General features: G+C 58.7%; 11 protein-coding genes. 1 reads left to right on the top strand and 10 read right to left on the bottom strand.

Going from position 1 to position 15004, the window contains the following annotated elements; genetic code table 11:
• Nucleotides 1-7: 7 nt before the first annotated feature.
• The 9 genes from COMA2_RS08785 to COMA2_RS08740 all read right to left on the bottom strand — a co-directional run bounded on the left by COMA2_RS08785 (nucleotide 8) and on the right by COMA2_RS08740 (nucleotide 12468).
• Nucleotides 8-1297 (bottom strand): MFS transporter, encoded by a 1290-nt coding sequence (locus COMA2_RS08785; RefSeq protein WP_090896663.1) that lies wholly within the window; start codon nucleotides 1295-1297, stop codon nucleotides 8-10.
• Nucleotides 1297-2340 carry a BON domain-containing protein gene (locus COMA2_RS08780; protein WP_090896658.1) on the bottom strand — a complete coding sequence of 348 codons (1044 nt, stop codon included), beginning with the start codon at nucleotides 2338-2340 and terminating at the stop codon, nucleotides 1297-1299. The genes COMA2_RS08785 and COMA2_RS08780 overlap by 1 nt, the downstream gene beginning before the upstream one ends.
• A gap of 185 nt (nucleotides 2341-2525) precedes the next feature.
• Nucleotides 2526-3869: an MFS transporter gene (locus tag COMA2_RS08775; protein ID WP_090896655.1), complete on the bottom strand. Its 1344-nt coding sequence runs from the start codon at nucleotides 3867-3869 to the stop codon at nucleotides 2526-2528.
• A gap of 1 nt (nucleotide 3870) precedes the next feature.
• Nucleotides 3871-4956 (bottom strand): glycosyltransferase family 4 protein, encoded by a 1086-nt coding sequence (locus tag COMA2_RS08770; RefSeq protein ID WP_090896653.1) that lies wholly within the window; start codon nucleotides 4954-4956, stop codon nucleotides 3871-3873.
• Nucleotides 4957-5418: 462 nt separating this feature from the next.
• Nucleotides 5419-6651 carry a hypothetical protein gene (locus COMA2_RS08765; RefSeq protein WP_090896650.1) on the bottom strand — a complete coding sequence of 411 codons (1233 nt, stop codon included), beginning with the start codon at nucleotides 6649-6651 and terminating at the stop codon, nucleotides 5419-5421.
• A 58-nt stretch (nucleotides 6652-6709) separates the two neighbouring features.
• Entirely contained in the window at nucleotides 6710-7657 is a 948-nt protein-coding gene (locus COMA2_RS08760) for a hypothetical protein (protein WP_139077211.1), read from the bottom strand.
• Nucleotides 7658-8059: 402 nt separating this feature from the next.
• The gene (locus COMA2_RS08750; protein WP_090896642.1) at nucleotides 8060-10891 is read right to left on the bottom strand and encodes a cation-translocating P-type ATPase; all 2832 of its coding nucleotides are present in this window, start codon (nucleotides 10889-10891) and stop codon (nucleotides 8060-8062) included.
• Between the two features lie 177 nt (nucleotides 10892-11068).
• Complete coding sequence (locus COMA2_RS08745) at nucleotides 11069-12085, bottom strand: sodium:calcium antiporter (protein ID WP_090896641.1); 1017 nt, start codon at nucleotides 12083-12085, stop codon at nucleotides 11069-11071.
• A 107-nt stretch (nucleotides 12086-12192) separates the two neighbouring features.
• On the bottom strand, nucleotides 12193-12468 hold the full coding sequence (locus COMA2_RS08740) for a hypothetical protein (protein WP_090896638.1): 276 nt from the start codon (nucleotides 12466-12468) through the stop codon (nucleotides 12193-12195).
• 203 nt (nucleotides 12469-12671) lie between these two features.
• On the opposite strand from COMA2_RS08740, the gene COMA2_RS08735 reads away from it, so the two are divergent.
• The gene (locus COMA2_RS08735; RefSeq protein ID WP_090897369.1) at nucleotides 12672-14177 is read left to right on the top strand and encodes an aldehyde dehydrogenase family protein; all 1506 of its coding nucleotides are present in this window, start codon (nucleotides 12672-12674) and stop codon (nucleotides 14175-14177) included.
• Nucleotides 14178-14354: 177 nt separating this feature from the next.
• Here COMA2_RS08735 and COMA2_RS08730 read toward each other — a convergent pair whose 3' ends face one another.
• Complete coding sequence (locus COMA2_RS08730) at nucleotides 14355-14948, bottom strand: class I SAM-dependent methyltransferase (RefSeq protein ID WP_090896635.1); 594 nt, start codon at nucleotides 14946-14948, stop codon at nucleotides 14355-14357.
• Between the last annotated feature and the right edge of the window lie 56 nt (nucleotides 14949-15004).

Raw genomic sequence — 15004 nt, 5'->3', positions numbered from 1 at the left:
GTTTCCTTTATGTGTTGGCGCTCACCCGACTCATCCGTGTGGCGACCAAGCCCGTCAGCATGAAAACAAGCGCGATGCCGAGGATGCCGGTTTCAGGGCCCTGTTGCTCCGTAATCCATCCGAAGGCGGAGATTCCTCCGATGGCGGCGGTCATGGCTCCGGTTCCATACAGCCCGAGGACTCGACCGATCATGTGACGGGGGACGATTTCTTGAATGATGCCCCAGGCGATCGGCGTAAACGCACCCATGCCGCAGCCGATGAGTCCCATGAAGAAGCCGGCGAGATATGGATCGACCGTCCATGTGAACGCGCACAGCGCGGCGCCGCTCAAGACGCTGGTGCCCATAATCAGACGCATGCGATCCTTGACCATCCAATCCGTCACCCAGAGCAGTCCGATCGATGTCACCAGCAAGCCGAGGCCAAGCGCCGACCAGAGATAGCCGACCTCAACCGGACCCAGCCCGAGCAATTTCCTCGCAAACACCGGGAGCAATGCGGTCCACGCGCTGGTGCCGAACGTATAGAGAGCGGCGGTGCCCGTCAAGAGCAACAATCTCGGTTGCGTCATGACGCTGTAGCGAAATCCTTCGACCAGATCTTGCAGCATGGTCGGCCTGGCCACGGGTGAAGGAACCGCGGCGACAGGGTTGCGAAACCGGACCAGCATCAGACACGCAGCCGAAATCATATAGGTCGCGGCGTTGAGACACAGGACCTCCTGTGATCCGTACGCGGCAATGCCGAGCCCGCTGAGCGCGGGGCCGAAAATAATACCGAGACTGGTGGTACCTTGCAGAAGGGCGTTGGCGGCCGTGAATTGCGTCTTCGGCACGAATGCGGGGATCGCGGCCGTCAGCGCCGGGCCGAACACCGCCGTGGCAATGGCATGGAGCAACACCAGTAGGTACAGCACCGATACGGTGAAGGATTCCACAGGGATGAGACAAGGAATCAACCCGATCAGCAAGGCGCGCAACACATCGCTGGTGATCAGCAGCACCTTTTTCGGAAGACGATCGACATACACGCCGATGAGAGGACCGAGAACGATCGGGGGGATCGTCTGGAGCAGCCCGATGATAGAGGTCTTCAGCGGCGACCCGGTGACGGCATAGACAAACCACAACAGGGCCAGTTTGGAGACACCGTCGCCTATTTGAGAGATCAGTTGTCCGGACCACACGAGTCCGAAATCACGGGTCAGGAGGAGTGGACGATTCTCGACCAAGCGGGTATTTGCCTGTTCCGCTGCGGGGGGAGCGCCAGCCAATGAGCCGGAGCGGCTCTGCATCAGCTCTCACCCTCCAGCCGTATCTTCTCGGTGTTCACGGCTCGAACACCCGGCACTTGCCGGGCTGTCTCGGCAGCTTCGAGTGCGATAACCTGAAAACGCACGGTTCCGTTGAGCTGGACGATACCGTCCTCCGTTTTCACCTCGAAATTCGCCGCTTTCAGGGTGACACTCTTGGCGAATCGTTCCTTGATCATGGCGGTAAGGATTTCGTCCTGCTTCTTCAACAACGCTTTTGCCAGATCTTTCTCCACGGCCAGCTTGTTCACGATGGTTTTGACGCCTGGGACAACCTGCGCCACCTCTGTCGCCGCCGTTTTTTCTTCTTCCGTCGATACACGCCCGGTCAAGGTAAGAGTCTGTTGATTGTCCTCTGCTTCAATCTCGTAGTGAAAGAGTCTTGGATCTCCCATCAGCGCAAGTTTGACCGACAGGATCAGCGAGCCCAGCGTCTTCTTGGGCGTCTCCTTCCCTGGCTCTTTCTCCTTGACCGACTCTTTCTCTTTGATCGGCTCCTTCTCTTTGACCGGCTCTTTCTCTTTGGTTGACTCTTTCTCTTTGACCGGCTGTTTTTCTTTGGCCGGATGCTTTTCTTTGGCCGGTTGCTTCTCCTTGACCGACTCCTTCTCTTTGGTTGGCTCTTTCTCCTGCGCTGATTCCTTCTCTTTGACTGACTCCTTCTCGGGGACAGGTTCTTTCTCTTTGGCTGACTCCTTTTCTTTGATCTCCGAGTCGGGCGTCCCATCAGTCTTGACTGGAGGAACAAGCGGTGATGGCGTTTTTGGTTCAGACGATGGCTTGTGCGGCGCCGACGGACTGTCGGGCGAGGCCGGGGGGTGTTGGGGACGAGGCGCATGCTTTTCCGGCACGACCTCTTTGTGCTCGGTCGACGTGTCCGCCTTCGGCGCAGGAGCGGACTGCGGCTTTGCGTCCGCCGCGCCTTCTTTTTCTTGTGTCTCGGAGAACGCTGAACCCACGCCGATCGACACCAGGAACAACAAATTCATACCCAGAACGATCAGCGCTCTCGACGACGTGATCATCGTGCGAGTCCTCCTCGTGAATACACTTCTGAGATTGTCTCAGGCATTGTAGCTTGCTCACAATGCTCTGTCATCTGCGCACGGGCGAGAGAACCCCTCTCGTAAGGGAACTGATCTGATCGACGCGCCTCCGGTTGAGCCGGAGGCTTCTGTCTCGTCGTTCAGCAGGTCGTGAGTGCCTGTTTCTATGATTGGGCAGCGCTTGGTTGCGGGGTGAAGGAGCCGGATGGAGAAACGGCCAATCCTCGGGGGTGTGCTTTATAGAAGCTGAAGAGCCACGCAGTCGCGGCCGTCAGAAGAAGAATGAGACTGATCCCTCCTAAACTGGCGGCAGGACCCATGTGATCCGCCGCCCATCCAAAACCGGCCATTCCAGCCATCGATGAGGCCATTCCGCCGGTGGCGAAACTCGTAAAGACTCGCCCGAGCAGATGTTCCGGCGTCAGTTCTTGAAGCATCGTCCACACCAACGGTGTAAACATGGCGGTGCTTCCCCCGATCACCGCGAGCAAGATTCCGGCGGCGACCGGAGCATCGAAGAAACCAAGCGCGGCAACGGCAATGCCGCCGACCGCCAAGGCGCCGGACATGAATCGCAGACGCCACGGCACGTCTCCCTGCGCAATGGATGTCAAACTGAGAGACGCGAGCAACATGCCGACGCCGAGCGACGACCACAGCCATCCGAGTTGGATCGGCCCCACGCCAAGCACATCTTTCGCAAAGACCGGCAATAGAAAGATGAAGGCGCTGATGCCGACACTATAGAGGGTGGCCGTCAACATGAGAAGCGTGACCGTCTTCTGTTCAACGAACACGAAACGGAAACCCGCCATCAAATCGCCGGCGATGCCTTCCGTCAACCCTTTACTTGCAACACGGAAACGGTCGATCGTTTCATGCACCCGAATGGGGAACAGGCAAAGCGCGGAGATGAAAAACGTGGCCGCATCGACATACAGCACGTTTTGCGCTCCGATGAGCGCGATCCCGAGGCCGCTGACGGCAGGCCCCACCAGCAGTCCAACGTTGGTCGTCGTCTGCAGCAACGCATTGGCGGCGATCAGCCGCTCTTTGGGCACAATGAGAGGAACCGCCGAGGTCAAAGCCGGGCCGAAAATCGTGGAAAAGATTGCGGTGGCAAACACAAGAATGTACAGCCGATCCAGCGACAAGGCTCCCATGGCAAAGAGCACCGGGATCAGGAGCACCATCAGGGTTCGGAGAAGGTCCACCCCGATCATCACCGGTTTCTTTCGAACGCGATCCAGATAGACACCAATGAGCGGCCCAAACAGCAGGGGGGGTAGTGTTTGGAGCAGTCCGACCACCGCCATCTTGAGCGCCGAGCCGGTGAGGTCGTACACAAACCAAAGCAACGCGACCTTGTTAAGACTGTCACCGATCTGAGAGATCGTTTGGCCGGCGAACAAAAAGCCGAAGTCTCTCGTTTTGACCAACTCCCAGCCTCGACCACGGCTCGGAGTGGAACCAGTCCCTTGTGAAGGAGTAGTACATACGTCAGACATGTCAGCCTCGTCCTAGAATCTTATGCGGTTCGGCAGTGAAGGCGTGTGCGGCTTGCGCGGATCCGTCCTCGAGAAGACATTCATATAAGGCCACATAATCGCGTGCCATCCGCTCAGCGGTAAACCGATCGTCAAAGGCCGCCCGACAGCGCCGTCGATCAATAAAGGAGAGCTGTCCGACCGCGTCCACCATTTCGGACACCGTCTCGCAAATAAAACCGGTGACGCCGTGGTTGATGATCTCAGGAATCGATCCCCGTCGGTACGCCAACACCGGAGTTCCGCAGGCCAAGGCTTCGATCAGCACCAACCCGAAAGGTTCCGGCCAATCGTAAGGACACACCAGCGCCATCGCATTGCCGAGAAAGTCGTCTTTCTCAGCATCGGAGATCTCTCCGACGAACTCAATCAGTGGATGGTTGAGCAACGGCTCAATCTCAGCTTCGAAGTAATTCTGATCGGCAGGATCGACCTTTGCCGCAATCCGCAGGGGAAGGCCGGCCCGTTTGGCGATTTCGATCGCGTGGTCCGGACGTTTTTCAGGGGAAATTCTCCCCAAAAAGGCCAGATACCCCTGCGCCTGAGGATGAAACGCATAGAGATTTCGAGGAAGACCATGGTGGATCGTCGCCGCCCAATTGGCCCAAGGCAACGGTTTGCGCTGGGCGTCTGAAATGGACACCAAGGGCATTTCCGAGAATTCACGGAAGACCGGTTCCAATTCGGGCAAATCCTGCCGGCCGTGCAAGGTCGTGACAACCGGAATGGTGTTCCTCCGTGCCAGCGGGAATCCGATGAAATCCAGATGGGAATGGATGATATCAAAGCCCCGCGCCGCTCCAAGGCCCCGTTCCTGAAGCATCATCATCGGAGCGTCCCGGTTGAAGATGCCGGTATTCAATCGGAGGGCCTGAGGGCAGATCGCTTCAAGCCGCGCGGTTGTTTCTGAGTCGCCGCTGGCAAACAGCGTGACGTCATGTCCCTGCGCGACCAACTCTTCCGTAATATACGAAACGATTCGTTCCGTCCCCCCGTACAGTTTGGGCGGGACGCTTTCCCACAATGGAGCCACTTGCGCGATTCTCATAAGTCTTTCCTTTCCGCAGATCGACGTCTCAGTCGCCAGCTTGTTTGTGTTATTTATTTTTATATGGTTCGGTGTGAAAGCCAATATCTGCTGACGGGCCGGAAACCTGCCATGAGTGACATGATGCGATTTTCTCGCTCATGTGCGTACTGGATTTTTCCCTTGCTCATGAGTTTCATGCTACTCATTCCATCTCGCTTGGCTCAACGGACAAAACTTCCATGACTGAGTCGGAATATGTCCACTGTTGATCGCTTGACTGAACATTGAGCCTCATGATTGGCGCCCATCGAGCAATGAAGCACTCCATGGCTGCCTCGGGCTGACTCGATACGATGCTTTATCGGCCACGAACATCCACATCCCGTCACGGAGGGAACGCCTCCCCTCCCCCGCGATCTCGACAGGTCCATGCCCATCGAACGATGCCGCGGGAAAAGGCTCCGCTCACGGAACGTCCTCTTACTGGCTGATCCGCGCTGCCTTGACGATTTTTTCTCCTCTGACCTGCTCCAAGAATCGATCGGGGGGGACTGCCGGAGGAAGAATCCGGACTTCCTGCCAGCCTTCGCTGATCGCTCCCTTGTGACCCTTCATTTCATGCACCCATTTATCGATGCTTTCTTGACTGGTTCCATCACTGAAGGTCACCCAGAAAAGAAACGGCGTCTGCTGGGTCGCCTGGAGATTATCGGCCATTTTCAAGAGCCGCTCGGAACTTGAATCGACGGCTTTGGAGGCATTTGCAACAGCCGTCTGGAACTTGGTCCGCAACACCTGATTATGTTCTTCCAAGCTGACGACTTCTTTGGAGAGCCGAGCATTGTCCGCGGTGAGACTCTGAATCGCCGCTTCCAACTGCTCCTGCTCGATCCGCCCTCGGCTCGCCATTTGGCGTGCCTGGCGATCGGCTTCGCGACCGACCGTTTCCAGCCGCTTTTCGATCTCCTCCCTGACGGTCTGCGCATTGGACTCGAAGGACTCCTGTGTCGACGACAGCTTGAGCATGGCCTGTTGCAGCTGCGCCATGCCTTTCTGTTGCGACCCAAGCGCGTCATCAACCTTCGTCTGCATCCGTGCCAGCTCATCCAGCTGTTGTTCGAGTTTTGCCATGTCGACAACCGGAGCCGACGAAAGAATCGCTGATTGAACAATCGAAGACGGCGTCGGCTCCGAAGTTCCCCTGATCGTGATACGGTCGGCGACCAATCCGACGACAGCGACCGCTACGAGCGCTTGCGTGAAGGCGACCGTTCGCATTCCATATGCGAATGCCGGTTCCGGACGGCGGGCCACCAATCTGTCGGCCATATCCGCGATGCCCTTCCACGCTCGACTCCAGATACTCGGCGCAGGAGTGAACAGCGCGCTGAGCGTTCCCCCTTGTGCCATGTTGTGAACAGAGAGCTCCACCGTATCGGCGGAAAGCCGGATCCGGTCCGTACGATATCCACACTCGGGAGCCGTGAGCCCCCCTAAGAGCGTTCCGTCTTCGGCGCGAAGCTGTACCGTCTCGATGTGATCGACGCACTGAACGTGCAGTGTCGCGCCGATCCCTGCGCCTTCCAGCTCCCCAACACGCCGCTCATTGACATAGACCTGTATAGGATCCGACACGCCACGAATCGTGGGCCGGCTGTTCAATGATTCAAGGAGTTGGGATCGATACCCTTCCAAATCCTCTTCGTGACCCATAAAGAACCTCCTTACCTGACTTCACTTCTGAATCCACACGCCCACCAGGCGTCCCTCGTTACGGCCGCACCTGCAATTCCAGACGAGGTTTTTCGCCGGTCAACGACCCGTTGGATCCCAGCCCCCAGGCCGTTTGCATGCAATCGAGACAGAGCGCCAGATGCCAAATTCGATAATCGCAGCCGTAACCTTGAGCGAACATGTCTCCCCATTGAGACCGTGAAAGACAGGGGTAATGGTCCGGCTCGCTTTTTCGGTAATGCGCCTGTGCCACTCGGATAAGTCGCTCGGCCTCGCCGTTGAATCGTTGTCGATGTCGCTGCTGCTGATTCCCGAGCTCGGCCAGCTCCGCCTTCGTAAGGCCCACCTCATCCATCGTGCGCTGCCAACCACTCTCACGCCATCGTCGAAAATTCTTATAGATGCGCTGGCTTTCCAACCCATTGAGTCCGGTCACCGCGATCACGTCCCCCGCGCCCCATCCGTACGAATGACGATATAACGCGATCAGCGCGTCACGGCTGACGACCGCCCTCGCCACGAGCCCATCGAGAAATCGACCGAGCGGCCGCAGCAAGTCCGGGTGATAACAAAATGGTTCCGGCTTGCTGTGCTGTTTGGCCACCAAGGAGTCGAACAGAAACAACGGCCGGCAGGGAACTTCGCTGCGTCCACAGACCAGAAACCGTTCGAGATATTCAGAACCCCAGCGCAACGCGAATTTTTCATGCTCGATGTCGTCGTTCCACTGGCCGGTCTCCCGTAAAAACCGTTTCGTATAACCCGTCGCCCGATCCAACAGCGCCGGCAAGGCTCGCGAGACGACCTGATCGAACTCGTCCGATGTCGACACTACCTCTTCCAGGCGGCTCACCGTTGCCATACGATCAGCCATCACATGACTCTTACTGAGCGTATTGCGCATGCTCGTCACGGCCATTGTGCCTCCATCGACAGCAGGGGAGCATTGGACAAATACCCCCACTCGTTCGTTGGTTTTGTCCATTGCTCCGATCGTCGCACCCCTGGTACAAGTGTTTCGTTTACCGTCTTTCCCACGCGGAACCGGACAAGATAACGGTAATCCAACCATTCTCCGTTTCGCAATCCCTCTTTCCGCTCATGAAGGCAGGACCTTTCCCTGACGTTGATCGCACCGCTTGTCTTCGCCCAAGTCATCACCGACAAAAACCGGGCCGTCATCGGGCGCTATCAATGTCATGAGAACCAGGTTGCGGCGGCATCATCAAGACCGGCTGTCATGATACGTTCGTCGTCTACATTCTAACCAGAACGGGGTGAGTAATTACTAGTGCCCCACCGGTTGACTCGGTGGAGTAAATCGCCCATGGAGACCGGGGTTGTCTCTGCCCTGAAATGCCCCACGCTGCGGAGTTCATTGATCGCTTTATGTCTTCTGTAGCCCGGCGCTTATTCGTCGTTGAAACCACTTGACCGCCTCGACAACGGCCAACGGGAGAAGCGCCATGGCCATCATGAGTTTCCAATCTTCAACCGGCAAGGGCGCGACCTTAAAGATGGGCTCCAGCACCGGAATGGTCAGAATGCCGACTTGCAGGGCAAGGGAGGCCGCCACAGCCAAGATGAGCGCATGGTTGGTCGTCGCCCCCACCTGGAACAATGACCGGCGATCACTCCGGCAATTGAAGGCATGCACCAGCTGAGCGGCAACCATCACGGTAAACGTCACTGTCCGAGCCTGCTCGATCGGCTGTTGCCAGACAAACAGGCTGTACGAAAACGTGCTCAGGGCAATGACCGCCAACATCAGCCCCTCGCCGGCGATGGTCCAAAGCTTCCCCCCGTCCAGTAAGCGGGCCTGGGTCTGTCGTGGCGGCTGCCGCATCAGATCCGGCGCTTTCGGATCGACCGCCAGCGCAAGGGCGGGAAAGCCATCCGTCACAAGATTCATCCACAGGATGTGGATCGGCAGGAGCGGAAGCGGCAAGCCGAACAGGGTGGCGAACAGCATGACGAGCACCTCGCTCACATTGCACGACAGCAGAAAATGCACCGTTTTCCTAATGTTGTCGAAGATGCCCCTGCCTTCCTCGACCGCGGCGGCGATCGAGGCGAAGTTGTCGTCCGTCACCACCATGTCCGACGCTTCTTTGGTCACATCAGTGCCGGCCATTCCCATGGCCACCCCGATATCCGCCGCCTTGATCGCCGGCGCGTCGTTGACCCCGTCACCGGTCATGGCGACAATGGCCCCCTTCCGCTTCCAAGCCTGAACGATCCGGAGCTTGTGCTCGGCCGACACACGGGCGTATACCGTCACGCGCTCGACTCGTTGCGTCAATTGCTCGTCGGTTAAGCCATCCAGCTCTGACCCGGACAACGCCACCCCGTCATCGCGGTACAGGCCCAACTCCCTGGCAATCGCGATCGCGGTCTCCTTGTGATCACCGGTGATCATTGAGGTGCGGATGCCCGCATCCCGACAGAGGCGCACCGCCTCCGCCGCTTCGTGCCGCAAGGGATCCTTCATCGCGAGGAGGCCGAGAAAGATCAACTCGCGCTCGACCTCTCCGTCCGAGCTTGCCGATTGGCCGAGGGGCCTATACGCGACGCCCAGTACGCGGAGGGCTTGTTGTGCCAACGACGCATTGGCGTCGCCGATCAGCTGCCGGTGAGCTTCGTCCAGGGCCTCGGTCCGACCATCCAGCGTGACACGCGCAGCGCAACGGTTCAGCAGGACATCAGGCGCTCCCTTGCAGTACGCCACATGGCCTTGCTCCGTCCGGCGGACGATCGTCATCATCTTCCGCTCGGCATCGAACGGAACTTCTCCCTCCAGCGGCGCCCGGGGCTCCAACTCAGCCTTCGTAAGACCGGCCTTCGCCGCCGCCACGAGCAGCGCGCCTTCGGTCGGGTCACCGATGATCAGCCAAGTTCCGTTCTCTTGTCGCAAGGTCGCGCCGTTGCACAGCACGGCGGCCGTCAGGAGTCGGCGTAAACCTTCCGGAAGTGAGGGGCGATGGGTGATGGAGGAGGGAGGGAAAAGGGACTCATTCCCCTCGCCGGCATTGGACGATTGTCCGTTGACCATGAACCATTGACCATTGATCATTCCCTGTATCTCTCCTACAGGCTCATATCCCTCGCCCGTCACTTCGAACTGTGAGCCGTCCATGACCAAGCGCGTCACCGTCATCTCATTCTTCGTCAACGTACCGGTCTTATCGGTGCAGATCACGGTGGCGGAGCCGAGCGTTTCGACTGCGGGGAGTTTTCGAATCAACGCATGTCGCTTGGCCATCCTGGTCACGCCCATGGCCAGCGTAATCGTCACGACGGCGGGGAGGCCTTCCGGCACGGCCGCCACGGCGAGGCTCACCGAGGTGAGGAACATTTCCATCAGCGGTTCCCCCCGGAAATACCCCAGGGCGAACACCACCGTCACCACGCCGAGCGCCAGCCACAGCAGCGTATAGCCGAATTGCTCCAACCGACGCTGCAGAGGTGTTTCGTCACGCTCCGCCTCGGCAGCCTTCTGAATCATGGCGGCGATCCGGCCCAGCTCCGTATTGAGACCAGTCGCCACCACCAAGCCACGGGCCTTGCCGGACACGGCGGCAGTGCCCATGAAGACCATGTTGTGTTGATCGGCGAGCGGGACCTCGATGACTTCGATCCGTTCCGCCTGTTTTTGCACGGGTGTCGATTCCCCGGTGAGAGAAGCTTCTTGAGCTTGGAAATTCGTTGCGTAGAACAGGCGCGCATCCGCCGGAATGCGGTCACCCGCTTCGAGGGCGACCACATCTCCGGTGACCAGTTCCCGCGCCGGGATGGACTGCAACCCACCGCCGCGAATGACGCAGGCCGTCGCGACCGACATCTTGCGCAGCGCCGCCAACGATCGCTCGGCTCGGAACTCCTGCACAAACCCCAACAGCCCATTGAGAAACACGATGGCCAGAATCGCCGCCGCATCGATCCAGTCTTCCAACAACCCGGACACAACGGCCGCCCCGATCAGCACCCAGACGATGAGGCTTGAGAATTGCGCGAGAAAGAGTTTCAGCAGCGAGGGAGGAGGAGCGTCGGGCAGTTCGTTGGGACCTTCTTGCGCTAGTCGACGCGCCGATTCTTCGACGGTCAGACCGACGCCGAGGTCTGTTCGAAGCTCACCAACCAGAGCGTCCGTCGGTTTGCCGTACCATGCCGGTGCGCTCGTCGTCCCACTGGCTTCCGGTAGTCTCTTCTCAATCCGCATATTGTCTCTTTCGTGAGGATTGTTCACAGCAGGGTGTGTGCCATGCGTAGCATTCGACTATTCAGACCTCCTTACGCCGGTCACTGTGGCGTGATGCCACGTCGGTAAAGGACCATAGTGGTCAAATGCAACACAAAGAAGGTGGAAGTACGCGAGGAGTTGTCGGTTGAGTTCTGGTTACCCGTTGAAGAGAAGCCAAAGCCCCAAGACGTAGATGCCGATCATCAAGAGGCTATCCGGCTCAATGAGCATGAACCGTCGTTCCGCCCGATAAATGATCCCCATCAGCCCGATGTTCATCATAATGATCGACCACAAAGCCGTGAGCGCATGCGTTGAACTCACGGCGCTCAATAACCCTCCCCCGCGATAGGCCAGATCGGCAAAGAAGAACGCCGCCATGTTGAAGGCATTGCTGCCGAACAGATTGCCGACCGCCAAATCGAATGCGCCCAATCGGACGGCGGAAATCGAGACCACCAGCTCCGGCAATGAGGTGGTGATGGCAACCAGTGACGTTCCGATAAAGGTCGCGGTAATACCGCTTTCCTCCGCGATCCGCTCAGCCGACCAGGCCAAAGCGGGGGCCGCGATCAGCAAGACGAGGGCACCGACGGAGAACCCTCTGACGGCCCGACGGAGCTCATCGCGTCGGCTTCCGTCGGAGCCCGGCTTCTCAGCCATGCCCTCCACGACGACTTTGTGTTCGAGTTGACGGCGCGCCATGTCCTCTTGCCGAAACACCAGCCTCATCCCTAACACATAGAGGATCAGGAGCATCACGCTCTCAAAGCCCACGCCGAGATGGACAACCTCGATCCGCAAGAGCACGAAAAACGCCGCGAGGGCCGTCAGCACCATGGCAAGCGTTGCCGTCAACGTATGCCCCAAGGCCGCCTGCTGCCAAACCCGCTTCTGACGGTACAGGAGATCGATCAGCCCAAGCGTCAGCATGTTGCTCATCCCGGCCCCGAAGAGGTTGCCGGCCGCCAGGTCGGGCGCATCGATCCAGCCGGCGCTCATCGTGGTAAAGACTTCCGGAAGGGACGTGGCGGCGGCCATCAACACGACGCCGATCCACAATCGCCCCAAGCCGGTCAGCTCGGCAATCTGATCACCATAGCGTGAGAGTTTCGTCCCCGCGAAGACAATCGCGGCGGCGGAGACGACGAAGAAAAGCCACGGGAGGAACATGCTCGTGTCTCCGGATGGGCCAGAGCAACAGAACTCAGAGCGCTAGCGGGGGATGCGCCGAACCAGCGGGTCAGCGACGGTCGGTCACCCTCCCGCCCGAGGCTCGCTCACCATTGATTGTGGAAAAAGAGGAAGTATCCGATCGCGACGACGATTGCTTGCAACAGGATCAACCAACGCATGAGGCCCCATTTGGTCTCCGCTTTGGCCTCTTTCAGTCTCATTGTCGCTTGCAGAGAAGGGTCTGAGAAGATGTAGGTCGCAACCAATTCCCTGGCGTCCTCCCGACTCATGTTCCCCTCAAGCTGAACCTGTTCGACCGCTTTGTTGCGATCGCCTTGCGACAGCGCCTCCAATGCCTTCCTGGGAAGATCGTATGCCACTCTTCATTCCTCCGTCATTGTGACCGGCAGAGTCTACCAGAAAAGACGGCCGCGCGTCTTCCTGATTTCCACCGTGCCTGAGCGAGACGCATGGATGCCGAGACCTGGATTTTCCCCCGGCCGATTCCTCTATTATAATGAGCGTGTGCCGTCCAAACCCCACGCACCTCATACTCATTGAGGCCTTGAAGAGGAGGATGATCATGACACCCGTCACTGAGCAGATCTCTTTACACGAACAAGTCCGATCGTTTGTCGGCGCGCCTCGCACGATGCTGATCGGTGGTCGATGGCTCGACGCCACGTCGGGAAAAACGTTTGCCACCTACAATCCCGCCACCGGCGACGTCCTCGCTCAAGTGGCCGAAGGGGATCGTGCCGATGTGAACCGTGCCGTCACCGCGGCGCGGAATGCCTTCGAGAGCGGCCCCTGGCGTAGGCTCACCGCTTCTGAACGTGGCCGGCTGATCTGGAAACTGGCTGACTTGGTGGAATCCCATGCAGAAGAATTCGCTCAACTTGAGTCACTGGACAATGGGAAGCCGGTCGGCGTGGCCCGCATGGCGGATGTACCGCTGGCTATAGACCTGTTCCGATACATGGCGGGGTGGGCGACGAAAATCGAAGGAACCACGATCCCCATCTCAGTGCCTTACACCCCGGGTACCCAGTACCTGGCCTACACACTCCGGGAGCCGGTGGGGGTGGTGGCTCAAATCATCCCCTGGAACTTTCCACTGCTGATGGCGGCGTGGAAGCTCGGACCAGCCCTGGCCGCTGGCTGCACCGTGGTCTTGAAGCCGGCCGAGCAGACCCCGCTGTCGGCCTTGCGGCTGGGTGAACTGATCTGTGAAGCGGGATTCCCGGACGGCGTCGTCAACATCGTGCCTGGGTTCGGCGAGACCGCCGGAGCAGCCCTGGCGGCCCACCCGAATGTCGATAAAGTGGCCTTCACCGGATCCACGGAGGTGGGAAAGCTTATCCTTGGCGCGGCGGCAGGAAATCTAAAAAAAGTGTCATTGGAGTTAGGAGGAAAGTCGCCCAACATTGTGTGCCAAGACACTGACGTGGAAGCCTGTATCCCCGGAGTGGCCAGCGCGATTTTCTTCAACCAAGGCCAATGTTGTTGCGCTGGTTCCCGCCTATTCGTCGAAAAGGGCATCTTCGACAAGGTCGTTGAGGGTGTGGCGGCAAACGCGAAGAAGATCAAGGTCGGGCCGGGCATGGATCCCGCCACCCAAATGGGTCCGCTCGTCTCGGACGAACAACAACGGCGCGTGCTCGGCTACCTCGAGGCAGGATTCTCCGATGGTGCCAAGGCCATGGCAGGGGGACGCAAACTCGGAAACAGGGGTTACTTTGTGGAGCCGACCGTCCTCGTCGACACCAAGCAAGACATGAAGGTCATGCAAGAGGAAATCTTCGGCCCGGTCGTCTGTGCCGTGCCGTTCACCGATCTCGACGAAGTGCTTCCCGCGGCGAACGACTCCATCTATGGATTGGCCGCGGCGGTATGGACTCGCGACATCGGCAAGGCCCACCGCATCGCGGCTGAGCTGCGGGCCGGCTCGGTCTGGATCAACTGCTACAACATCTTCGACGCGGCGCTGCCGTTCGGCGGCTATAAACAATCTGGCTGGGGGCGGGAAATGGGCCATGACGCATTGGAGCTCTACACCGAGGTGAAGGCCGTCACCGTGCGGCTGTGACGCAGTGAAGCACTTGCAGTGCGGCACACATCATGTCCATTGACTCGTAATGGACGATACGACTCGCACAAGCGCAACCCGGCTGTGGTCACGGCATTCGAGTTGTTGTGCGGAAGGTTGGACATGTTGATCTGTCGCTGACGACAAACCTGCTCTCCCAGACAGGAGGGGCTCGTCTCACCAGGCAGCTCCGCCAATCTTTTCGGCTTCATAGTAGTTGTTTTCGCCTTCATCGACATGCGTGCGGATCACGCGAAGGCCTACGCGCTCGAGAGCGCGAGTGTACGCGATTCGACCGAGTGACCAACATTCGAGACCAGTTGTGACGTCCTGCCACGTTCCTGTTTCGACAGGCGCCGTGAAGAGAAAATGCCCTCGCGGCTCGAGGATCTCCGATACACGACGGATGAAGGCCAGCTGCTCGTCCTCGCGAAGAAGAAACACGAGGCCGATCGAGATGACCGCCTCGAATGTCCGTCCAAAGTAGTCACTGTTCAGGGCCGACGCGCATTGCGTGGGAACCGTGGGAAAACGTAATCGAAATTGCCTCAGCAATGTGGGGGACGTATCGATCGCCCATACCGCGAGCCCAGATTCCACCAGGACCTGTGTAATGGGATACCCTCCGCCGCAGGCGATTTCGATGACGGACGCGCCAAAAGGTAGCGATCTTGCCCAATGCTCAACGATCTCGACTCCCACACGGGATCGATCTCGAGCGTCAAGATACTTCAGCGCCTGCATTTCATAGAAACGGCCCGCATCTATCATGCGGTTATTTCCTCCACTCAGGAATCAATTGTCAAGTTGAGAGTCACCCGGTGTCT

Origin of the sequence: Candidatus Nitrospira nitrificans (assembly GCF_001458775.1) — a bacterium.
Lineage (GTDB): Bacteria > Nitrospirota > Nitrospiria > Nitrospirales > Nitrospiraceae > Nitrospira_D > Nitrospira_D nitrificans.
Note: the sequence above shows the minus strand (reverse complement) of the source record. Positions and strands in the feature narration are given on the sequence as shown.